Source organism: Geodermatophilus sp. SYSU D00867 (assembly GCF_054050315.1).
Map to the genome: position 1 here is coordinate 69,245 of NZ_JBJGZC010000005.1, position 21,398 is coordinate 90,642.

23 protein-coding genes and 1 pseudogene are annotated in these 21,398 nt (G+C 74.7%); 13 read left to right on the forward strand and 11 right to left on the reverse strand.

Going from position 1 to position 21,398, the window contains the following annotated elements; all coding sequences use genetic code 11:
• Positions 1–24: 24 nt before the first annotated feature.
• From ACI8AK_RS06115 to ACI8AK_RS06125, 3 genes are all read right to left on the reverse strand, one after another.
• Positions 25–1,122 carry a spore photoproduct lyase family protein gene (locus ACI8AK_RS06115; protein ID WP_456955515.1) on the reverse strand — a complete coding sequence of 366 codons (1,098 nt, stop codon included), beginning with the start codon at positions 1,120–1,122 and terminating at the stop codon, positions 25–27.
• A gap of 87 nt (positions 1,123–1,209) precedes the next feature.
• Positions 1,210–1,590 (reverse strand): nuclear transport factor 2 family protein, encoded by a 381-nt coding sequence (locus ACI8AK_RS06120; protein ID WP_387991805.1) that lies wholly within the window; start codon positions 1,588–1,590, stop codon positions 1,210–1,212.
• 54 nt (positions 1,591–1,644) lie between these two features.
• On the reverse strand, positions 1,645–1,998 hold the full coding sequence (locus ACI8AK_RS06125) for an ArsR/SmtB family transcription factor (RefSeq protein WP_387991802.1): 354 nt from the start codon (positions 1,996–1,998) through the stop codon (positions 1,645–1,647).
• Positions 1,999–2,100: 102 nt separating this feature from the next.
• Here ACI8AK_RS06125 and arsM point away from each other — a divergent pair, with 102 nt between their 5' ends.
• Entirely contained in the window at positions 2,101–2,853 is a 753-nt protein-coding gene (arsM, locus tag ACI8AK_RS06130; RefSeq protein ID WP_456902921.1) for an arsenite methyltransferase, read from the forward strand.
• Complete coding sequence (locus ACI8AK_RS06135) at positions 2,850–3,257, forward strand: arsenate reductase ArsC (protein WP_456955516.1); 408 nt, start codon at positions 2,850–2,852, stop codon at positions 3,255–3,257. Before arsM ends, ACI8AK_RS06135 begins: the two co-directional genes overlap by 4 nt.
• Before the next feature lie 24 nt (positions 3,258–3,281).
• On the opposite strand, the gene ACI8AK_RS06140 is transcribed toward ACI8AK_RS06135, so the two are convergent.
• Entirely contained in the window at positions 3,282–4,751 is a 1,470-nt protein-coding gene (locus tag ACI8AK_RS06140; protein ID WP_456955517.1) for an aldehyde dehydrogenase family protein, read from the reverse strand.
• A 200-nt stretch (positions 4,752–4,951) separates the two neighbouring features.
• Between ACI8AK_RS06140 and ACI8AK_RS06145 the strand changes: the two genes are divergently transcribed.
• The 4 genes from ACI8AK_RS06145 (at position 4,952) to ACI8AK_RS06160 (ending at position 9,098) form a co-directional block, all read left to right on the forward strand.
• A complete protein-coding gene (locus ACI8AK_RS06145; RefSeq protein WP_456955519.1) occupies positions 4,952–5,845 on the forward strand; it encodes a TauD/TfdA dioxygenase family protein in 894 nt (297 codons plus the stop codon).
• 127 nt (positions 5,846–5,972) lie between these two features.
• Complete coding sequence (locus ACI8AK_RS06150) at positions 5,973–6,956, forward strand: glycine betaine ABC transporter substrate-binding protein (protein ID WP_387991787.1); 984 nt, start codon at positions 5,973–5,975, stop codon at positions 6,954–6,956.
• Between the two features lies 1 nt (position 6,957).
• Positions 6,958–8,166: a quaternary amine ABC transporter ATP-binding protein gene (locus ACI8AK_RS06155; protein WP_387991784.1), complete on the forward strand. Its 1,209-nt coding sequence runs from the start codon at positions 6,958–6,960 to the stop codon at positions 8,164–8,166.
• Positions 8,163–9,098, forward strand: a complete 936-nt coding sequence (locus ACI8AK_RS06160) for an ABC transporter permease (RefSeq protein WP_456955521.1) — start codon at positions 8,163–8,165, stop codon at positions 9,096–9,098. The genes ACI8AK_RS06155 and ACI8AK_RS06160 overlap by 4 nt, the downstream gene beginning before the upstream one ends.
• A gap of 21 nt (positions 9,099–9,119) precedes the next feature.
• Here ACI8AK_RS06160 and ACI8AK_RS06165 read toward each other — a convergent pair whose 3' ends face one another.
• Positions 9,120–9,923, reverse strand: a complete 804-nt coding sequence (locus ACI8AK_RS06165; protein WP_456955522.1) for an exodeoxyribonuclease III — start codon at positions 9,921–9,923, stop codon at positions 9,120–9,122.
• Between the two features lie 215 nt (positions 9,924–10,138).
• On the opposite strand from ACI8AK_RS06165, the gene ACI8AK_RS06170 reads away from it, so the two are divergent.
• Complete coding sequence (locus ACI8AK_RS06170) at positions 10,139–11,725, forward strand: LCP family protein (RefSeq protein ID WP_456955524.1); 1,587 nt, start codon at positions 10,139–10,141, stop codon at positions 11,723–11,725.
• Positions 11,726–11,789: 64 nt separating this feature from the next.
• Here ACI8AK_RS06170 and ACI8AK_RS06175 read toward each other — a convergent pair whose 3' ends face one another.
• Entirely contained in the window at positions 11,790–12,182 is a 393-nt protein-coding gene (locus ACI8AK_RS06175) for a VOC family protein (protein ID WP_456950231.1), read from the reverse strand.
• The gene (locus tag ACI8AK_RS06180; protein WP_456902916.1) at positions 12,167–12,463 is read right to left on the reverse strand and encodes an ArsR/SmtB family transcription factor; all 297 of its coding nucleotides are present in this window, start codon (positions 12,461–12,463) and stop codon (positions 12,167–12,169) included. Before ACI8AK_RS06180 ends, ACI8AK_RS06175 begins: the two co-directional genes overlap by 16 nt.
• 101 nt (positions 12,464–12,564) lie before the next feature.
• On the opposite strand from ACI8AK_RS06180, the gene ACI8AK_RS06185 reads away from it, so the two are divergent.
• Positions 12,565–12,786: a hypothetical protein gene (locus tag ACI8AK_RS06185; protein WP_387991766.1), complete on the forward strand. Its 222-nt coding sequence runs from the start codon at positions 12,565–12,567 to the stop codon at positions 12,784–12,786.
• Positions 12,787–12,854: 68 nt separating this feature from the next.
• The gene (locus ACI8AK_RS06190) at positions 12,855–13,055 is read left to right on the forward strand and encodes a hypothetical protein (protein WP_387991763.1); all 201 of its coding nucleotides are present in this window, start codon (positions 12,855–12,857) and stop codon (positions 13,053–13,055) included.
• A gap of 68 nt (positions 13,056–13,123) precedes the next feature.
• Here ACI8AK_RS06190 and ACI8AK_RS06195 read toward each other — a convergent pair whose 3' ends face one another.
• From ACI8AK_RS06195 to ACI8AK_RS06210, 4 genes are all read right to left on the reverse strand, one after another.
• On the reverse strand, positions 13,124–14,335 hold the full coding sequence (locus ACI8AK_RS06195) for an acyl-CoA dehydrogenase family protein (RefSeq protein ID WP_387991760.1): 1,212 nt from the start codon (positions 14,333–14,335) through the stop codon (positions 13,124–13,126).
• Positions 14,336–14,497: 162 nt separating this feature from the next.
• Positions 14,498–14,944, reverse strand: coding sequence for a DUF4383 domain-containing protein (locus ACI8AK_RS06200; RefSeq protein WP_387991757.1), 447 nt, complete (start codon positions 14,942–14,944; stop codon positions 14,498–14,500).
• Between the two features lie 250 nt (positions 14,945–15,194).
• On the reverse strand, positions 15,195–16,841 hold the full coding sequence (locus ACI8AK_RS06205) for a carbamoyltransferase family protein (protein ID WP_387991754.1): 1,647 nt from the start codon (positions 16,839–16,841) through the stop codon (positions 15,195–15,197).
• Positions 16,842–16,943: 102 nt separating this feature from the next.
• Complete coding sequence (locus tag ACI8AK_RS06210) at positions 16,944–18,662, reverse strand: RecQ family ATP-dependent DNA helicase (protein WP_387991752.1); 1,719 nt, start codon at positions 18,660–18,662, stop codon at positions 16,944–16,946.
• 146 nt (positions 18,663–18,808) lie between these two features.
• On the opposite strand from ACI8AK_RS06210, the gene ACI8AK_RS06215 reads away from it, so the two are divergent.
• The 4 genes and pseudogenes from ACI8AK_RS06215 to ACI8AK_RS06230 form a co-directional block, all read left to right on the forward strand.
• Positions 18,809–19,204 (forward strand): TOBE domain-containing protein, encoded by a 396-nt coding sequence (locus ACI8AK_RS06215; RefSeq protein ID WP_387991750.1) that lies wholly within the window; start codon positions 18,809–18,811, stop codon positions 19,202–19,204.
• A gap of 42 nt (positions 19,205–19,246) precedes the next feature.
• Positions 19,247–20,026, forward strand: a complete 780-nt coding sequence (gene modA, locus ACI8AK_RS06220; protein ID WP_387991747.1) for a molybdate ABC transporter substrate-binding protein — start codon at positions 19,247–19,249, stop codon at positions 20,024–20,026.
• Positions 20,023–20,820, forward strand: coding sequence for an ABC transporter permease (locus tag ACI8AK_RS06225; RefSeq protein WP_456955525.1), 798 nt, complete (start codon positions 20,023–20,025; stop codon positions 20,818–20,820). Before modA ends, ACI8AK_RS06225 begins: the two co-directional genes overlap by 4 nt.
• A pseudogene (locus ACI8AK_RS06230) lies at positions 20,775–21,293 on the forward strand (ATP-binding cassette domain-containing protein); the annotation flags it as partial. The gene ACI8AK_RS06225 and the pseudogene ACI8AK_RS06230, both read left to right, overlap by 46 nt.
• Positions 21,294–21,398 lie beyond the last annotated feature (105 nt).

Sequence of the window (21,398 nt, forward strand, 5' to 3'; positions counted from 1 at the left end):
CCGGCGCCGTGATCGCGGGCGGACTCAGGTCCAGTAGAGGAAGCGGGCCCGGGAGAACCGGTCGGCGACGGCGGCCTCGAACCAGGGGCGCAGCTCGGCCATCGTCTCCCTCGGGTAGACGTGCTTGACCGAGCCGAACCTCCCGCGCTTGAGCGTGCGCGTCGACTCGTCCATCTCGAGCTTCGTCCGCGGGTACCAGTCGAGCAGCGTCTCCTTGCTGCCCGGCGTGAACCGGTGGGTGATGCACTCGACGGTGAGGTCGGCGTCCGCCGGCAGGGCCGCGGCGACGGCGTCGAGCAGGGCGCCGTACTCCTCGCGCCAGCCGTCCACCGGCATGATCGGCGCGATGGTCAGGCCGACCGGGTAGCCGGCGCGGGCGACGGCGGTCAGGGCGGCGATGCGCGCCCCGACCCGGGCCGTGGCGCCCTCGAACCGCCGAGCGACGGGGGCGGCGTTGAGGCTGAACCGGAGCCGGGTGCGCCCGCCGTGCGGCAGGTCCAGCAGCCCGGCGACGTCGTCGAACTTGGTGGTCGCCCGCAGCTGCACGGGGCCCGGCCACGCGTGGGTGCCGAAGTGCTCGACCATGCGGGCCAGGCCGCCGGTGAGGTGCTCGATCGCCAGCGGGTCGGTGTAGCAGGACGCCTCGAACGTCGTCCCCTCGCCGCCGCGCTCGAGCGTGCCGGAGGTGATGCGGCCCCGGCCGACGTAGTCGTCGAGGCCCTCGAGCACCTCGTCGAGGTCGACCCACACGCGGGTGATCGGCGGGCCGGACAGCGACCCGGCGAGGTAGCAGTACTGGCAGTGCGCGGGGCAGCCCTCGGCCAGGTCGAGCCGGAAGTCCGCCGACGGCGGGATCGGCTGCAGCCGGCGCTTGGACGGCGGCGGGACGACCAGCGCCATCGTGTCCTTGGCGGCCATGAACGCCGCGCGGTCGTCGTCACCGCGCAGCGAGGGCAGCCGGTCACCGGGCAGCAGGTCGATCGCGTCGACGCCGGCGGCCTCGAGGCGGCGCAGGACGCGCTGCCCGTGCGGGCGCTCGGCGGCCGAGCGGGTGACGAGGACGCGGCTGGGCGTCCACAGGCGGGTGGGGGAGGGGGCCCCGAGCAGGGCGGGCGCGGTCATCGACGGGTACAACACCGCGACGCCCCGGCCGATGCCCCTGCGCGGGACGTCCCCGCAGGTCAGCCCGTGAGTCGGGCCACTCCCGGATCAGGGTGCCGCCCGCCAGCGCGCCCGCCACCCGGGCGCCTCCCAGGCCTCGCCGACGTAGATCGTCTCGCGGGACACCCGGTCTCCCCGGAACTCGTAGACGGCCGGTCCGTACATCCACGGGCCACCGTCGTAGCGGGCGCGCACCTCCACCACCCAGAAGTCGTCCCGCCCCCGCACACGGACGATCTCGAGGTCGACCTGGGCCGGGTACTCCCGGCGCCACTCCCGGAAGTTCGCCACGCCCTCGAACCGCTCACCGGACTGCGGGAACTCGAGGACGGCGTCCTCGTGGTAGATCTCGCTGGCGCGGTCCTCGTCGCCCGCCGCGCTGTGACGGATGTAGTGCTCCAGCGCGGCCCGGACCGACTGCTCGTCCATGACCCGATGCTGCCCGCCGCATCCCCGGACGTCGACGGGTACCGGGGCGCGGACTCAGGACGCGGCGGTGGTGAGGACCGCGGCGAGGGAGTCCAGAGCGCCGGGCACGAGCGCGTAGTAGGCCCACACGCCGCGCTTCTCGCGGGTGAGCAGGCCGGCGTCGACGAGGACCCGGAGGTGGTGCGACACCGTCGGCTGGGACAGGCCGAGGGGCTCGACGAGGTCGCAGACGCAGGCCTCACCGCCGTCGTGGGCGGCCACCAGCGACAGCAGCCGGAGCCGCGCCGGGTCGGCGACGGCCTTGAGCGTCCCGGCCAGGGTGGCGGCGTCCGCGGCGCTCAGGGGTGCGCGGACCGGCGGCGCGCAGCACGCGTCCGTCCCCGGGGTGAGCGGCAGCGACGTCGGCACGGCGCCAGTGTCGCACCGGACATCCACGGACGTCGATATCGACAGGCGTCGATGTGTGTGGCACCGTCCTGTCATCGACGTCCATCGATGCGTGGAGGGGTCATGACCGGGACCGAGGCGGACCTGCGGGAGCAGGTCCGGGCGCGCTACGCCGCGGCCGCGCAGGAGGTCGGCGGCTGCTGCGGTCCGGCGGCCGGGGACGACGGGCGCTTCGGCGCCGGCCTGTACGACGCCGAAGCCACCGAGGGGCTCCCCGAGGAGGCCGTGCTGGCGTCGCTCGGCTGCGGCAACCCGGTCGCCGTCGCCGACCTGCGCGAGGGGGAGCGGGTGCTCGACCTGGGCTCCGGCGGGGGCATCGACGTGCTGCTCTCGGCCCGCCGCGTCGGCCCCACGGGCTTCGCCTACGGCGTGGACATGACCGACGAGATGCTCGACCTCGCCCGCGCCAACGCGGCGGAGGCCGGCGCGACGAACGTGGAGTTCCGCAGGGGCACCATCGAGGACCTGCCGCTCGAGGACGCGAGCGTCGACGTCGTCATCTCCAACTGCGTCGTGAACCTGTCGACCGACAAGGCCGCGGTGCTCGCCGAGACGTTCCGCGTGCTCGCCCCCGGCGGGCGCATCGGCATCTCCGACGTCGTCGCCGAGGACTCCGTGAGCCCGGCCGAGCGCGCCGAGCGCGGCTCCCACGTCGGCTGCATCGCCGGCGCCCTGTCCCGGTCCGAGTACCTCGACGGGCTGGCCGCGGCCGGTTTCGCCGACGCCTCGGTCACCTTCACGCACGAGGTCGCGCCCGGCCTGCACGGCGCGATCGTGCGGGCGGTCAAGCCCCCGTCTGCGACGGTGGTCCCGTGACCTCCCGTCCCAGCGTCCTGTTCGTCTGCGTGCACAACGCCGGCCGCTCCCAGATGGCCGCCGGCTGGCTGCGCCACCTCGCCGGGGACGCCGTCGAGGTGCGCTCGGCCGGCTCCCTGCCCGCCGACCGGGTCAACCCCGCGGCCGTCGAGGCCATGGCCGAGGTCGGCATCGACGTCACCGCCCAGCGGCCGAGGGTGCTCACCACCGAGGCGGTCGAGGCCTCCGACGTCGTCGTCACCATGGGCTGCGGCGACGCCTGCCCGGTCTTCCCCGGCAAGCGTTACCTCGACTGGGAGCTCGAGGACCCGGCCGGCAGGGGTGTCGAGGCCGTGCGGCCCATCCGCGACGAGATCGAGCGGCGGGTCCGCGCGCTGGTCGCCGAGCTGGTGCCCGCCCGCTGACCCGCCCGGCCCGACGGGCGGAGCTCAGTCGAGCCAGCCGCTGCGGCCCGGCGACCGCCGCCGCCACACGTGCTTGAGCTCGCGGTACTCGGCCAGCCCGGTGGGCCCGAGCTCCCGCCCGACGCCGGACTGCCCGCGCCCGCCCCACTCCGCCCCGGGGACGTACGGGTGGTAGTCGTTGATCCACACCGTGCCGCAGCGCAGGGCGGCGGCCACCCGCTCGGCGCGCTCGTCGTCGCCGGTCCACACCGCCCCGGCCAGGCCGTACACGGTGTCGTTGGCCAGCGCGACCGCCTCCTGCTCGTCGGTGAAGGTCTCCACGGTGAGGACCGGGCCGAAGACCTCCTCGCGGACGACGGCCGTGTCCCGCCGGCACCCGGTCAGCACCGTCGGCCGGTAGAAGAAGCCGTCCCGCAGCGCGGGGTCCTCCGGACGGCGTCCGCCGGCGGCCAGGACCGCGCCGTCGGCCAGGGCCCGGGCGACCATCCCCTCGGTCCTCGCCCGCTGCGCCGCCGAGATCAACGGACCCGACTGGGTGCGCTCGTCCCGCCCGTCGCCGAGCCGGATCGCCTCCGCGCCGGCGGACAGGCCGGCCACGACGGCGTCGTGCACGTCGGCGTGCACGATCAGCCGCGAGCCGGCCGAGCAGACCTGCCCCGCGTGCAGGAACGCCGCGTACAGGGCGTTGTCGACCGCGACGTCCACGTCGACGTCGGGGAAGACGACGTTCGGGTTCTTGCCGCCGAGCTCGCAGTGCACCCGCTTCACGGTGTCCGCGGCGGCGCGCAGGACGGCGCGGCCGGTGGCGGTGCCGCCGGTGAAGCTGACCAGGTCGACGCCGGGGTGCGCGACCAGCGCCGCCCCCACCTCCCCGTCGCCGAGCACCAGGTTGACCACCCCCGAGGGGAGACCCGCCTCGGCCAGCAGGGACAGCAGGTGCGCGGTGGTCAGCGGCGTGAGCTCGCTGGGCTTGACCACCGCCGTGCAGCCGGCCGCGAGCGCGGGGGCGAGCTTCCAGGAGATCTCGAGCAGCGGGTAGTTCCACGGCGTGACCAGCGCGCACACGCCGGCGGGCTCGGCGACGACCCGGCTGTCGACGCCCGGGCCCGCGTCGACCACCCGCGAGACGTCGACGACCGCCAGCCCGGCGTAGTACCGCAGCACCGCGACCACGTCGTCGACGTCGGCCCGGCTCTCGCGCAGGGTCTTGCCGGTGTCGCGCGTCTCCAGCAGCGCGACGTGCTCGCGGTCGCGGACCAGCAGGTCCGCGGTGCGGTGCAGCAGGTCCGCGCGCTCGGCCGCGGGCAGGCCGGACCACTTCCCGGACTCGAACGCCGCCCGCGCCGCCGCGACCGCGCGGTCGACGTCGCCGGGCGCGGCGGCGTCGTGCGCGGCCACGAGCGACCCGTCGAACGGGTCGAGGACCCGCAGGACGCGGCCGGAGCGGGCGTCCTGCCACGTCCCGTCGATGAACAGCGAGCCGGGCACGGACACGGCGGGACCCCTCGTCGTCAGGAGGCGGGAACACCCGCTACGGTAATCCCCATGCAGTCGGTCGGGATTGTGCGGATTGCGCTCGTCGAGCGCCGGCACGTCGACCTGCTGCGGTGCGCGAGCGCGCTCTGTCGGGCCTGAGTCCCGTCCCCGGTCCTCGGCCCCGTCCGCTCGTCCGCACCCATCCCTGGAGACCTCGCATGACCCTGCTGGCTGCTGCCCCGACCACGCCCGCCGACCTCGACGGCGGCGTCCTCGACCTCGAGCGCCTGGAGCCGACCATCGGCGCCCGGGTCCACGGCGTCGACCTCGCCCGTCCCACCGACGAGCAGGTCCGGGCGATCCGGGCCGCGCTCGCCGAGTACAAGGTGCTGTTCTTCGCCGGCCAGCACGACCTGCACCCCGACGGCCAGATCGCCCTCGGCCGCCGCCTGGGCGAGGTCACCGAGTCGCACCCGGTCGTCCCGGGCGTCGACGAGGAGCACCCGGAGATCTACGCGCTCGACAGCGCGACCGGTGGCTTCGCCGACGTCTGGCACACCGACGTCACCTTCGTACGCCGGCCGCCGCTGGGATCGGTCCTGCGGGCCGTCGTCCTCCCGCCGACCGGCGGCGACACCCAGTGGGCCGACCTGGAGCTGGCCTACCGCTCGCTGTCCGAGCCGCTGCAGCGCCTGGCCGACCAGCTCGTCGCCGTGCACGACGGCACCCGCGAGTTCGGCTACTACATCGCCCAGCGCGAGGAGCGCACGAAGTGGGAGGGCGAGGAGTACCGCGCCCTCGTCCCCGTCGCGCACCCGGTCGTGCGCGTGCACCCCGAGACCGGCCGCAAGGGGCTGTTCGTCAACCCCGGCTTCGTCTCGCACATCGAGGGCGTCTCCGACGCCGAGAGCCGGTACCTGCTCGACCTGTTCTACGCGCACATCACCAAGCCGGAGCACGTCGTGCGGCACCGCTGGTCCGTCGGTGACGTCGCGATGTGGGACAACCGGTCGACGGTGCACTACGCCAACCGCGACTACGGCGACCAGCGCCGTGTCATGCACCGCATCACCCTCCGGGGCGACGCCCCGGTCGGGCCCGCCGCCGTCTGACCCCGGCCGCCGCCCTCCCCGACCGACCGCGGTACGAGGCGCAGGCTCCTCCAGGGGGCCTGCGCCTCGTACTGTGCCCACACCTGCTGCGGCCCGTCAGGGCCCACGTCCCCAGGAAGAGGACCCCATGCAGCACACTCCCCTCCGCCCCCGCACCTCCGCCGTGGTGCTCACCGCCCTGCTGACCGCAGCCCTCGCCGGGTGCACGAGCGAGGAGGCGGGCTCCGGCGGCAGTGGCAGTGGCAGTGGCACCGGCAGCGGCGGTGGCGACGGCATCACCGTCCAGACCGCCCAGTTCAGCTGGACCGCCGCCGGCCTGACCAACGGCATCCTGGGCGAGATCGCCGCCGACAACCCCGACCTCGGCGTCGCCTCGCTGGCGACCACCCAGCTCGACCCGGCCGCCGCCTGGGCCGGCGCCGCGCGCGGTGACATCGACCTGCTCACCGAGGTGGCCCTGCCCAACCAGCAGGAGCTGGCCGACTCGGCCGCCGACCGGGTCGAGATCGTCTCGGAGACCTACGGCGACGCCGCGCAGGGCTGGTTCGTGCCGGCCTACGCCGTCGAGCCGGGCGGGCCGCTGGAGGGGCTGACCAGCGTCACCCAGCTCAACGACTACGCCGAGGAGCTCGGCGGCAAGTTCTACGACGCCGACCCCGGCTACATCACCACCGAGCAGAACGCCAAGCGGCTCCAGGGCTACGGCATCGAGCTGGAGCACGTCGTCTCCAGCGAGGCGGCCGAGCTCGCCCAGCTGGAGAACAGCTACAGCCGCGAGGAGCCGATCGTGCTGTACCTGTACCACCCGCACGCGGTCTTCGCGCAGTACGACATGGTGCAGCTCGAGGAGCCCACGCCCTACACCGAGGGCTGCCTCACCGAGGGGAACGGCGCCTGCGCGATGCCCTCCTACAGCGCCAACATCGCCGCCAGCGACGAGCTGCGGGACCAGGCCCCGGGCTTCGTCGAGCTGCTGACGAACTTCCGCATCTCGGTCGAGGAGATGGAGGAGATGCAGAAGCAGGTCGACGTCGACGGTGAGGACGTGGCCACGGTGGCGCGCGAGTGGGTCGACGCCCACGGCGACCAGATCGACGAGTGGATCGGCTGACGTGACCGCGCCGGTGCTGCGCGTCTCGGGCCTGACCAAGGTCTTCGGGGCGCGGGAGCAGGAGGCCCTGCGGTTGGCCGGGGAGGGGCTCGGGCGCGACGAGATCCAACGCCGCACCGGGGCGACGCTCGCCGTCCACGACGTCAGCTTCGCCGTCGAGCGCGGGGAGCTCTTCGTCGTCATGGGGTTGTCGGGCTCGGGCAAGTCCACGCTGGTCCGCCTGCTCAACCGGCTCATCGAGCCCAGTGCCGGCACCGTCGAGGTCGAGGGCCGGGACCTGCGGGCGCTCGACGACGCGCAGCTGCGCGCGGTCCGCAACGAGAAGATCAGCATGGTCTTCCAGCACTTCGCGCTGATGCCGCACCGCACGGTCCGCGAGAACGCCGCCTACGCGCTCAAGGTCCGCGGCGCGAGCGCGGCCGAGCAGCGCGAGCGGGCGGACTGGGCGCTGGGGACGGTGGGGTTGCTGGAACGGGCCGACGCCCGGCCCGACGAGCTGTCCGGCGGCATGCGCCAGCGCGTGGGCCTGGCCCGCGCGCTGGCCGCGGACTCGGAGGTGCTGCTCATGGACGAGCCGTTCTCCGCGCTGGACCCGCTGATCCGCCGCGACATGCAGGACCTGCTGGAGCGGCTGCAGGCGGAGCTGGCGAAGACCATCGTGTTCATCACCCACGACCTCAACGAGGCCATGCGGCTGGGCGACCGGATCCTCATGCTCAAGGACGGGCGGACGGTGCAGCTCGGCACCGGGCCGGAGATCATCTCCGCGCCCGCCGACGACTACGTCGCCGACTTCACCTCCGACGTCGACCGGACCCGCGTGCTCACCGCGGGCGACCTGCTCCGCGAGCCCCGGCTGACCGCCCGGCTCGGCGACGCGCCCGGCGACGTGCTCAAGGCGCTGGGTGCGGCCGAGGCCAACGGCGTCTACGTCCTCGACGACGGCGGGCGGATCGCCGGCGTCGCCCGCGACGACCTGCTCGCCCGCGCGGTGCAGGAGGGCCGGTCCGCCCTCGGCCCGCGCGAGCTGGTCCCCGACCACGCGACCATCGCGGCCGACCGCCCGGTCGTCGAGTTCGTGCACCTGGTCGGGCGGCACCCCGTGCCGCTCGGCGTCGTCGACGACGGCGGGCGGCTGCTCGGCGTCGTCCCGCGGGCCGCGGTGCTCGACGCGCTGTCGGCCGTCCCGGTCCGGGGGAGGCGCCCGTGATCCCGCACATCCCGCTCGGCCAGTGGGTCGCCGACCTCATCGACTGGCTGCTCGCCACCGTCCCGTGGCTGTTCGACGCCATCTCGAACGTCATGCAGGTCCTCGTGGACGGGCTCACCGACGTGCTGGTCTCCCCGCCGCCGGTGGTGTGGATCGTGGTCTTCACGGTGCTCGCCCTGCTGCTGCGCGGCCCGTGGCTGGCGCTCTACACCGTCCTGGCGTTCCTGCTGGTGGTCTCGCTGGAGCTGTGGGTCGAGACCATGCAGACCCTCGCGCTGGTGCTCGTGGCCGCGGTCATCGCCGCGGCGATCGGGATCCCCCTCGGGATCCTGGCGGCCCGCTCCCGGGCGGTGAGCATGACGGTGCGGCCGGTGCTCGACTTCATGCAGACGCTGCCGGTGTTCGTCTACCTGATCCCCGCCGTCTTCTTCTTCGGCGTGGGCGTCGTGCCGGGCGTCGTGGCGACCATCCTGTTCGCCATCCCGCCGGGTGTGCGGCTGACCGAGCTGGGCATCCGGCAGGTCGACCGCGAGGTGGTGGAGGCGGCGCAGGCCTTCGGCGCCCGCCCGGGACAGGTGCTGCGCGAGGTCCAGCTGCCGCTGGCGCTGCCGTCGATCATGGCCGGCGTCAACCAGGTGATCATGCTGGCGCTGTCCATGGTCGTCACCGCCGGCCTGCTCGGCGCGGCCGGCCTGGGCGCGGTGGTGGTGCGGGCGGTCACCCAGCTCGACGTCGCCAGCGGCTTCGAGGGCGGCCTGGCCGTCGTCCTGCTGGCCATCTTCCTCGACCGGCTGACCGCGTCCTTCGGGCAGCAGACCGCCCTGTCGCGGGTGCTGCGCCTGCGCCGGCGGCCCGCCGAGCGGGCCCCGACGGCCCGGGCCACGGAGCCCGAGGTCGCGTCGTCGCCCGCCGGTGCGCGCGTGACCACCTGACGGCGGCCGCCCGCCGGACCCTCAGTCCGCCAGCTCGACCACCACGGGGGCGTGGTCGCTGGCGCCCTTGCCCTTGCGCTCCTCGCGGTCGATGAGCGCCCCGCTCACCCGGGCCGCCAGCGACGGGGTGCCGAGCACGAAGTCGATCCGCATGCCCTCGCGGCGGGGGAAGCGCAGCTGCGTGTAGTCCCAGTACGTGTAGACGCCGGGCCCGGGGGCCAGCGGCCGGACGACGTCGGCGTACCCGGCGTCGACGACGGCGCGGAACGCCTCCCGCTCGGGCGCCGAGACGTGCGTCGAGTGCGCGAAGACGCTCATGTCCCACACGTCCTCGTCCTGGGGGGCGATGTTCCAGTCGCCGACCAGCGCGACCTGCGCCGCGGGGTCCGCGGCCAGCCAGCCCCCGGCCGCGGTGCGCAGCGCGGCCAGCCACTCGAGCTTGTAGTCGTAGTGCGGGTCGCCGAGCTGCCGGCCGTTGGGCACGTACAGGCTCCACACCCGCACCCCGCCGCAGGTGGCGCCGAGCGCGCGGGCCTCGGCGGCGGGCTCGGCACCCTCCTTGGCCGCCCACGTCGGCATGCCGGGGAACCCCACCTCGACGTCGGCCAGCCCGACCCGGGAGACGACGGCGACGCCGTTCCACTGCGAGTGGCCGACGTGCGCCACCTCGTAGCCGAGCTCGGTGAACCGCTCCTCGGGGAACTGGTCGTCGCGGCACTTGGTCTCCTGCAGCGCCAGGACGTCGACGTCGCGGCGCTGCAGCCAGGCCGTCACCCGGTCGACCCGGGTCCGGATGGAGTTGACGTTCCAGGTGGCGAGGCGCACGGTCCCCGAGCCTATGGGGCACCGGGGGTGACCGCCGGGGCCCGTCCGGGCACCGCCCGTGACCAGGGGAGACGCACCTCACGCCCGTTCGGGTGCCCGGGGGCGGTGCTGGGTACGGAGACGCCCGTGACCGCCAGCCGCGAGTGGGATCATGGCCGGATGACCAGGACCCGTGGGAGCGAGATGAGCCGACCCGGTGCAGCCCGGGTGCGTCCGTGAACGAGGACGTCACCCGGCCGATCGGCGACGCCCCGTCCCTCCCGCCGGTGCCCTCGGGGAAGGGAGCGGCCCGCCAGGGGCGCACCCGCCGGCAACGGCGCGAGTCGCGGTCCCTCGCGGCGGTGCTCGGCCTGACCGCCGTCAACGCCGTCGTCCCCGGGACCGCGTTCCTGGCCTCCGGACGGCGCCGCCTGGGCGCGGTCGTCCTGGTCCTGTTCGTGCTGCTCGTCGGCGCCGGCGTCTGGCTGGCCACCGCCGGCCGGCGCACCGCGGTGCGGCTGGCCGTCGACTCCTCGTCGCTGAACTGGATCGTCGCCGCGCTGGTCGTGCTCGCGGTCGCGTGGGTCGCCGTCGTCGTCACCGGCTACCGCTCGCTGCTGCCGCGGCACAGCTCCGCCCCGCGGCACGCCGTCGGTGCCGTCCTGGTGGCCCTCCTGGTCGCGGGGATCGCCTACCCGGCCTACCGGGTCGGGGAGGTGGCGGTGGCGCAGCGCGGCCTGCTCGACGGCGTGTTCGCCGACGACCGCGAGTCGGCCACCGTCGAGGACACGCCGGACCCGTTCGGCAGCAAGGAGCGGGTGAACGTCCTGCTCCTGGGCGGCGACGGGGGCGAGGGCCGCGAGGGCGTGCGCACCGACACCGTCATCGTCGCCAGCGTCGAGACCGAGACCGGTGAGACGACGCTGTTCAGCCTGCCGCGGAACCTGGAGGACCTGCCCTTCCCGGCCGACAGCCCGCTGGCGGAGGTCTACCCCGAGGGCTTCGAGTCCGGCAGCGAGAGCGAGAGCCTGCTCAACTCCGTCTACCGCAACGGGCCGGCCGACCACCCGGACGTCCTCGGCCCCACCGACGACCCCGGCGCGGACTTCCTCAAGCTCGGCGTCGGCGAGGCGCTCGGCCTCCACATCGACTACTTCGTGCTGGTCAACCTCGACGGGTTCAGCCGGCTCGTCGACGCCCTCGGCGGCATCACGGTCAACGTCAACTACTACGTGCCGATCAACGGCATCACCGGTGAGGAACTGCCCGACGACTACATCGCGCCGGGGCCGGACCAGCACCTCGACGGGTACCTCGCCCTGCAGTTCGCCCGCGGCCGGTACGGGCTCACCGACTACGACCGCATGGACCGGCAGCGCTGCACCATCAAGGCGATCGTCGACGAGGCCGACCCGATCACCCTGCTGGAGCAGTACCAGGAGCTGGCCGCGACGACGCAGGACATCGTCAGCACCGACATCCCGCGGTCGGCGCTCGACGACTTCGTCGACCTGGCGTTCCTGGTCAAGGACGCCGAGATCCGCAGCGTCGTCTTCGACACCAGCCTGATCGACCCCGCGTACCCCGACTACGACCGGATGCGCCAGATCGTGGAGGACACCCTCTCCGGTGCCGCCGGCACGTCCGCTCCCGCGCCGGCCCCGGGGACCAGCGCCTCCGGCGCCGAGGTGCCCAACGGGACGCCGCCCGCCCCGGTCGAGGGTGCCCCCACGGCCACCGAGGTCGACGACGCGTGCGCCTTCAACCCGGCGCAGGCGCAGGCCGCCCTGGCCGCCGGCGAGCCGCCCAGCCGCAACGGCTGAGGAAGGACCCCGCTGCCCCTCACCGCTCGCAGGCTCGCGGCGGGACCCTGCAGCGGGGCCGCCGTCAGGTCGCCGGGGCGCTGGCGATCTGGAGGAGGTTGCCGCAGGTGTCGTCGAGGACGGCGGTGGTCACCGGGCCCATCTGCAGCGGCTCCTGGGTGAACCGCACGCCGAGGGCCTTGAGCCGCTCGGTCTCGGCGTGCACGTCGGCCACGGTGAAGGAGTTGTAGGGGATGCCGTCGGCCATGAGCGCCTTCTTCCACGACTGCGCCGCCGGGTGGGCGTCGGGCTCGAGGACCAGCTCCACGCCGTCGGGCGCCTCGGGCGAGACGACGGTCAGCCAGCGGTGCTCGCCGAGCGGCACCTCGGTCTTCTTCACGAAGCCGAGCACCTCGGTGTAGAAGCGCAGCGCCTTCTCCTGGTCGTCGACCAGCACGCTGGTCAGGGTGATCCGCACGGGCCCTCCTCCGTGTCCAGCCGCCACCTCTCGACGATGGCGCGCAGCGGTGCGGTGTCCAGGTGGTGGAACTTGTAGCGACCCTCCCGCCGGGTCCGGACCAGGCCCGCCTGCTCGAGGACCTCGAGGTGCTGGGAGACGGCCTGGCGCGACGAGCCCACCCCGTGCCGCTGGATCAGCCGGGTGCACAGCTCGAACAGCGTCTGGCCGTCCCGGTCCTGCAGCTCGTCGAGCAGTGCGCGCCGGGTCGGATCAGCGAGGGCCCTGAACACGTCGCCCACGGCCGGACGATACGCAAGCGCACGCTTGCCTGTCCAGTGCCGCGGCGTCTGGTTGGCTCGGGCGGGGAGCCGGTCCGGGGACCGGCGGGAACGGAGGCGACATGGGCGGCGGACCGGCACGGCCCGGGGACGGCGGGACGACGGCGCGGCGGGAGCGGCTGGTGGCGCTGCTCGTCCTCGGCATCGGGGTGGTGCTGCTGCTCTCCTCGCCGACGTGGTTCGCCAGCGACCGGGGCGGCGTCGGCGTCGCCCAGCTGTTCGTGGGCGTCGTCCTGCTCGCCGTCGGCGGCTTCCTCCTGCGGCGGTCCCGCTCGGTCCGCTGACGTTGCGGCGCCGGGTGACCGGCACCACACTCCGGGGGACCCAGCGGGCCCCAGGACGGAGGACGCACGTGAAACTGGAGAAGCGGCACCTGCTCGAGATCCTGCGCACCGAGGGCGACCACTCCACCGCGGACGCGGTGGAGAGCCGGTTGCCCGACGAGATCGACACCGACCGCGACGCCGACGCGCTGTCCGGCGTCGGCCTGGACCGCACCCAGTTGCTCGCGAAGCTGGCCGCCGGGGGCTTCGGGACGACGCTGTCCCCGTGAGCTGAGCCCGGACGTGCGACGGGCCGGCACCCCACCGGGGTGCCGGCCCGTCCGGCGTTCCGCTGTCCTCAGCCCACGTACGGACGCTCGCGGGCGAGCTCCTCCTTGGCCACCGACCGCAGGTGCACCGCGTCCGGGCCGTCGGCGATGCGCAGCGTGCGGGCCGAGGCGTAGAAGCGCGCGAGCACGGTGTCGTTGCTGACGCCGGCGCCGCCGTGCACCTGGATGGCCCGGTCGATGACGTCGCAGGCGACGTTCGGCGCGATCACCTTGATGGCGGCGATCTCGGTGCGGGCGCCCTTGGCGCCGTACTTGTCGATCAGGTCGGCGGTGCGCAGCACCAGCAGCCGGGCCTGGTCGATCTCCATGCGCGAGCGGGCGATGGTCTCGCGGACGGTGCCCTGCTCGGCCAGCGGCCGGCCGAAGGCGACCCGCTTCTGCGCGCGGTCGACCATGAGCGCCAGCGCCCGCTCGGCCATGCCCAGGGCGCGCATGCAGTGGTGGATGCGGCCGGGGCCCAGCCGCGCCTGGGCGATCATGAAGCCGTCGCCCTCGCCGGCGAGGATGTTGCTCACCGGGACCCGGACGTCGGTCAGCCGCATCTCGGAGTGGCCGTGCTGGTCCTGGTACCCGAACACCGGCAGGTGCCGGATGATCTCCAGACCCGGGGTGTCGCGCGGCACGAGGACCATCGACTGCTGCCGGTGCGGGGCGCCCTCGGGGTCGGTCTTGCCCATGAGGATGAAGATCTGGCAGCGCTCGTCGGCGGCGCCGCTGGTCCACCACTTGCGGCCGTTGATCACGTACTCGTCGCCGTCGCGGACGATCGACGTCTGGATGTTGCGGGCGTCGGAGGAGGCGACGTCGGGCTCGGTCATCGCGAAGGCCGAGCGGATCTCGCCCTCGAGCAGCGGCTCGAGCCAGCGCTGCTTCTGCTCGGGCGTCCCGAACATCATCAGCGTCTCCATGTTGCCGGTGTCCGGGGCACCGCAGTTGGTCACCTCGGGGGCGATCGTGGGCGACCAGCCCATGATCTCGGCGACCGACGCGTACTCGAGGTTGGTCAGCCCCCCGAGCTCGTGGTGGAAGAGGTTCCAGAGGCCGCGGGCGCGGGCCTCCTTCTTGAGGTCCTCGAGCACCGGCGGGTGCTCGTGGTTGTCGTGGCCGCGCTCGGCGCGCCACGCCTCGTACACGGGCTCGGCGGGGAAGACCTGCTCACGCATGAAGTCCCACATCCGGCCGCAGACGTCCTCGGCTCGGGCGGAGAGGGCGAAGTCCATGCGTCGGAAGGTAGCCCGCCGCGTGACCGGCGTCGCACCGGGGTCGCGCGCCGTCGGGAGCCGGGGACGTCGGGAGCCGGGGACGGCGGGAGCCGGGCACCCACCGCGTGGCGGGTGCCCGGCTCCCGGTGGTCCCCGTCCCGGGAGGACGGGGCCCGTCGCCTAGGGGCGCGAGGAGCGGGCGAGCGTGTTGACCGGGCCGAGCGCGATCACCAGTCCCACCACGGCGGTGGCGACGTGCAGGACGTTGTCCGCGGCGTTGACGTTGAGGAAGTCCCAGTCCTGGTTGATCGCGATCAGGCCGTAGACGAACGCCGCGCCGTAGCCGACGGCGAGCAGCCAGCCGTAGGTTCGGGCGCCGGCCAGCGTGCGGGACAGCAGGACGCCGGCCAGGCCGATCACGATGTGCACGACGTTGTGCAGCGGGTTGATCATGAACACGAGCAGCGTGTCCGTGTTGCCGTCGGTGCGGTTGCTGGCGAAGCCGTCGAAGCCGGTGATGAAGAAGCCGACGATGCCGACGAGCAGGTAGACGACGCCGAAGGCGAGGGCGAGTGTCTGGGGCCAGGCCATGCCCGGCCGAGCGCCGGTGTTTCCCGTGGTGGCCATCTGGTTCCTCCGTGTGTGGACGAGGTCGCCGCCGTCCTGGCGGGCTCGGGGTGTCGCCTACCCCGGCGTGACGGTCGGTAACGGGAGCCCCCCGTCCAGCGGAGGGCCGTTGCCGGATCGTCACCGTCGCGGCAGGCGGTGTACCGGTCTTCGGACGCCGCGGCCGACCCGGTTCACCGGTCACCCGGTGGAGGCGCGGGGGAACGCGCAGGGCCCCGCGCCGGCGGCGCGGGGCCCTGCGGAGGAGGGGTCAGGGGCGGGGCGTCCGCCTCGTCCGGCGGACGACGAACGGGCCGATGGCCAGCAGGTCGACCGGGGCCGAGCCGAAGCACTCCAGGGCGTCGCGCGGGTCGTCGACCATCGGCCGCCCCGCGGTGTTCAGGCTGGTGTTCACCACCACCGGCAGCCCGGTGCGCCGCTCGAACGCCGAGATCATCCGGTGCACCAGCGGCTCGGTCTCCGGGTCGATGGTCTGGATGCGGGCGGTGCCGTCGACGTGGGTGACCGTGGGGATGCGGTCCTTCCACTCCGGGGCGACGTCGTGCACGAAGAGCATGTACGGGGAGGGGATCGGCCCGCGGCCGAAGATCTCCGGCGCCTTCTCCAGCAGCACCATCGGCGCCACGGGGCGGAACTGCTCGCGGCCCTTGACGTCGTTCATCCGCTCGAGGTTGGCCTCGAAGCCGGGGTGGGCGAGCAGGGAGCGGTGGCCGAGCGCCCGCGGGCCGTACTCGCTGCGGCCCTGGAACCAGGCCACGATCCCGTTGTCGGCGAGCACCTCGGCGACGGCCTCGGCGACGTCGTCGGGACGCTCGTAGTCGACGGCGGCGGTCTGCAGCCGGCGCTCGATCTCGTCGTCGCTCCAGCCGCGGCCCAGCGCCGCGCCGGGCATCGGCTCGGTGCGCTCGCCGAGCTCGGCGGCGACGTGCAGGGCGGCGCCGAGGGCCGTGCCGGCGTCACCGGCGGCCGGCTGCACCCACACCTGCTCGAACGGGCTCTCGGCGAGGATGCGGGTGTTGGCCACGCAGTTGAGCGCGGTGCCACCGGCCATCGTGAGCGTCTTCTCGCCGGTCTGCTCGTGCACCCAGCGGGCGAGGTCGACCAGCACCTCCTCCAGCCGCGTCTGCACGCTGGCGGCGAGGTCGGCGTGGTCCTCGGTCCACCGCTCGTCCTTGCCCAGGCGCGGCGCGAACTCGGAGAAGTCGATCCTCTCGGTGCGGAAGCCGCCGTCGCCGGTGGCGCGGATGAGCTCGGACAGCTCGCCGAGGAAGCGCGGCTTGCCGTAGGAGGCCATCGCCATGACCTTGAACTCGTCGGAGCTGCGCAGGAAGCCCAGGTGGTCGGTGAGCTCCTCGTACATGAGGCCCAGCGAGTGCGGCAGCGACTGCCCCGCCAGGATCTCCAGCTGCCCGTCGACGTAGCGGCCGGCGAGGTGGCTGTGCGCCTCGCCGCGGCCGTCGAGCACCAGGACGGCGTTGTCGCGCTGCGGCGCGGCCTTGCCGGCCGACGCCGCGTGCGCGACGTGGTGCTTGACGAAGCGGACCTTCGCGGGGTCCAGGCCGGGGAGGGCGTGCGCGAGGAAGTCCGGCGCCATCTCGGCGTACCTCTTGCGCATGGTGTCGCCGTCGTCGAACAGGCCGGAGTCCTCCGGCGTGCCCATGAGGGCGGGGTCGAAGGAGTAGGCGACGGCGTCGAGCTCCTCGGGGCGGATGCCCGCGTGCTCCAGGCACCACGCGGCCGACAGCTCGGGCAGCTCCCAGGCGCTCCACGGCAGCGGGCGCTTGCCGTGCTTGCGCCGGCTGAAGCGTTCCTCCTCGGCCGCGGCCACGACCTTCCCGTCGACGACGAGGGCCGCCGCCGGGTCGTGGTAGATGGCGTTGATGCCGAGGACCTTCACGTGCGCTCTCCTCCCGCACCGGGCGACGCGCCCGGCGATCCGGCCTTGATCATCGACTTCCCCGGGCGCTCCCGCAGGGTGAGCACCCGATGAGGTGTCCGGTCAGCCGCCGGCCCCCCGCACCTGCAGCAGGTCGTTCGCCTCGACGGCCTTGAGCGCCAGGGTCTTGTAGCCGACCTCCTCGAACAGGACGACGACGCGGTCGTCCTCCACCCGCATGACCACGCCGGGGCCCCACTCGGTGTGCGTCACGGGGGTCTCGGGGGCGAACGGGGTGTCGGCGTCACCGCCGGACGGCTGCTCGCGGGAGGTGCCGGCCGAGCAGTTGTCGCAGTTGCCGCAGGGCTCCTCGAGCTGCTCGCCGAAGTAGCCGAGCAGGTACTGCCGGCGGCACTCGGTGGTCTCGGCGTAGCCGCGCATCATCTCGACGCGGCTCTGGTCGACCCGCTCGTGGTGCTCGGCGAGCTCGCGCGCGGCGGCGGCCGCCTCGCCGGGGGCCGGCGCGCCCTCGGCGGGGTGCGCGGCGCCCTCCTCGTCGAGGACGACGGCGGACACCTGCTCCAGCAGGTTGAGGTCGCGGGCCAGCGGTGTGGCGCCGCGGCCGGTCTCCTCGCGCAGCTGCTTGACGTCGACGCCGTCCTCGACGCCGGCGGCGGGCGCGGCGGCGACCAGCCCGGCGACCTGCTGCAGCTCCTCCTCGGCGGGGGCGCCGGCGGCGAAGAAGCGGCGCAGGCCGAGGTCCTCCTGCCGGTAGACCAGCACCGCGAGCGCGGGCTCACCGTCGCGGCCGGCCCGGCCGATCTCCTGGTAGTAGCTGTCGATCGAGTCGGCGGGCTCGGCGTGGACGACGAACCGGGTGCCGGGCTTGTCGATGCCCATCCCGAACGCCGTGGTGGCGACGACGACGTCGAGCTCGTCCTCCATCCACGCGCGCTGGGTGTCCTCGCGCTCGCTCTTCCTGAGGCCCGCGTGGTACGGCCGCGCCCGCAGCCCGCGCTCGGTGAGCGCCTCCGCGACCTCGAGGGTGCCCTTGCGGGTGGCGCTGTAGACGATGCCGGGGCCGCGGCCGGCCTCGACCTCGGCGGTCGTGCGGTCGAGGACCGCGTTCCGCTTGGCGGTGGCGTCGGCGTGGTGGTCGACCTCGAGCCGGATCTCCGGCCGGTCGAACCCGGCGACGACGACCTCGGGGTCGCGCATCGCCAGCCGCTCGACGATCTCGGCGCGCACCGGCGGGGCCGCGGTGGCGGTCATGGCGAGCACCGTGGGGTGGTCCAGCTGCTCGACCACCTGCCCCAGCCGCAGGTAGTCGGGGCGGAAGTCGTGCCCCCAGGCCGAGACGCAGTGCGCCTCGTCGACGACGAACAGCGCCACGCCGGCCCCGCGGACCGCGTCGACCACCTCGGGCTTGGTCAGCTGCTCGGGAGCGAGGAAGAGGAAGCGGACCGTCCCGTCGGCCAGGCCCTCGAGGGCGGCGCGCTGGTCGCCGGCGGACAGGCTGGAGTTGAGCTGGGCGGCGCGGCCGGCGTCGTCGCCGAGCTCCTGCAGCCGCTCCACCTGGTCGCGCTGCAGGGCGATCAGCGGCGAGACGATGACGACCGGGCCGTCGAGCAGCTGCCCGGCGACCTGGTAGACCGCGCTCTTGCCGGCGCCGGACGGGAGCACCGCCAGCGTGTCCCGGCCGGACAGCACGGCCTGCATGGCCCGCTCCTGGCCGGGACGGAACTCCTCGAAGCCGAGGACGTCGCGGGAGACCTCGCGCAGCCGGCGGGTGCGGACCGAGGCCGAGCCGCCGGCGGGGTTGTCGCTGGGGGTGCGTGACACCGGCTGCCGCTGCCCGGACGCCGCGATCGGCAAACGGAGGCCGGGGTGTCGGCGTCTCCCGGGGGACGCGGCGTGTGCACGGACCGCGGTGGCCGGGGGCCGTGGACGGCGGTGCGTGCACACGCCGCGCACGTAGGGTCCCCGGCGTGAGCGCGAGCTACCGGATCGCCGAGGCCGCGGCGCTGCTCGGGGTCAGCGACGACACCGTGCGCCGGTGGATCGACGGCGGCCGGCTGCCGGCGTCGCGCGAGGGCGGCGGCCCCGCGCACGTCGACGGCGCCGACCTCGCCCGCCTGGCCACCGAGCTGCACGAGGCGCCCGAGCCGGGCACCACCCGCGGCTCCTCGGCGCGCAACCGGCTGGCCGGCATCGTCACCCGGGTCCTGCGCGACACGGTGATGGCGCAGGTGGAGATCCAGGCCGGGCCGTTCCGGCTGGTCTCGCTCATGTCCCGCGAGGCGGCCGACGAGCTGGGCCTCGAGGTCGGCGTCCGCGCCGTCGCCACGGTCAAGGCCACGCAGGTGAGCGTCGACGTCCCGTAGGAGGTCCGCACCTGCGGATCCGGAGGGGCTACTGTCCCGCGCATGCGGGGACGTGGGATCGGTGCGGCGCTGGTCGCGGTGGCGCTCGGCGCCGCCGGGTGCGGGGGAGGGGCCGGCGCGAGCGCGGCCGGGGACGGCGACGGCCCCACCGGCACGCTCACCGTCTTCGCCGCCGCCTCGCTCACCGACGTCTTCACCGACCTCGGGCAGCGGCTGGAGGAGCGGAGCGACGGCCTGACCGTGCAGTTCAACTTCGCCGGCAGCTCGGCGCTGGCCACCCAGCTGACCCAGGGCGCCCCGGCCGACGTCTTCGCCTCGGCCAACGGCACCCAGATGTCGGTGGTCACCGACGCCGGCCTCGCCGACGGCGACCCCACCGTGTTCACCGCCAACGTCCTGCAGATCGCCGTCCCCGCGGGCAACCCGGCCGGCGTCACCGGCCTGGCCGACTTCGCCCGCGAGGAGCTCACCCTCGCCGTCTGCGCACCCGAGGTGCCCTGCGGCGCGGCGTCGGAGGACGTCTTCGCCGCCGCGGGCGTGACGCCCCGCCCGGACACGCAGGAGGAGGACGTCCGCGCCGCGCTGACCAAGGTGGAGCTCGGCGAGGTCGACGCCGCGCTGGTCTACGCCACCGACGTCGTCGCCGCCGGGGACGCCGTCGAGGCCGTCCCCTTCCCCGAGGCGGAGGACGCGGTCAACGACTACCCGCTGTGCACGCTGACCGGCGCCCCCAACCCGGAGGCGGCGCGGGCCTTCGTCGACCTGGTCCTGTCCGAGGAGGGGCAGCGCGCGCTCGGGGACGCGGGCTTCCGGGCGCCGTGAGGCCCGCCCGCACGCCGGCGCCCCTGCTCGTCCCCGCCGCGCTCGCCGTCGCCTTCCTCGTCCTGCCCCTGGTCGCGCTGGTCGTCCGCGCGCCGTGGCCGCAGGTGCCCGCGCTGCTCAGCGAGCCGGGCGTCGGGCAGGCGCTGCGGCTGTCGCTGGTCTCCGCGACGCTGGCCACGCTGGTCTCCGTCGTCCTCGGCGTGCCGCTGGCCTGGGTGCTGGCCCGATCCCGCGCCCGCGGGCGGGCGGTGCTGCGCGCGCTGGTGACCGTGCCGCTGGTGCTCCCGCCGGTGGTGGGCGGCGTCGCGCTGTTCCTCGTGCTGGGCCGCCAGGGGCTGGTCGGGCGCTGGCTCGCCGAGACCACGGGGATCACCGTCCCGTTCACCACCACCGCGGTGGTCGTCGCCGAGACGTTCGTGGCGATGCCGTTCCTCGTGGTGAGCGTCGAGGGGGCGCTGCGGGCCGCCGACGCCCGGTTCGAGGACGCCGCGGCCACCCTCGGTGCCGACCGCTGGACCACCTTCCGCCGGGTCACCCTGCCGCTGGTGGCGCCGGGCGTCGCCGCCGGCGCGGTGCTGTGCTGGGCGCGGGCGCTGGGCGAGTTCGGCGCCACGATCACCTTCGCCGGCAACTTCCCCGGGACGACGCAGACGATGCCGCTCGCGGTCTACCTCGCCCTGCAGCGCGACCCGGACGCGGCGATCGTGCTGTCCCTGGTGCTGCTGGCCGTCTCGGTGGCCACCCTGCTGCTCCTGCGCGACCGCTGGCTGGGGCGCACGGGGGTGGCCCCGTGACCCTGGAGGCGCAGGTCCGCGTCCGCCGCGGCCCGGTGACCGTCGACGTCGCCCTCGACGTGCCCGACGGCGAGGTGCTCGCCGTCCTCGGGCCCAACGGCGCCGGCAAGTCCACGCTCCTGCGGGTGCTGGCCGGCCTGCTGCCGCCCGACGGCGGGCGGGTGGCCGTCGACGGGACCGTGTGGGACGACGTCGACGCCGGCGTGCAGCTGCCCGCGCACCGGCGCCCGCTCGGGATGGTGTTCCAGGACCACCTGCTCTTCCCGCACCTCTCCGTCCTGGACAACGTGGCCTTCGGGCCGCGCACCCGCGGGGCGTCGAAGGCCGACGCGCGCCGCGCCGCGGCCGCGTGGACCGAGCGGGTGGGCCTGGCCGGCCTCGCCGACCGGCGGCCCGCGCAGCTGTCCGGCGGGCAGGCGCAGCGGGCGGCCCTGGCCCGCGCGCTGGTCGGGGACCCGGCGCTGCTGCTGCTCGACGAGCCGCTGTCGGCGCTGGACGCCCGCACCCGGCTCGCCGTCCGCGCGGAGCTGCGCCGGCACCTGGCCGACTACGCGGGCAGCACCGTGCTGGTCACCCAC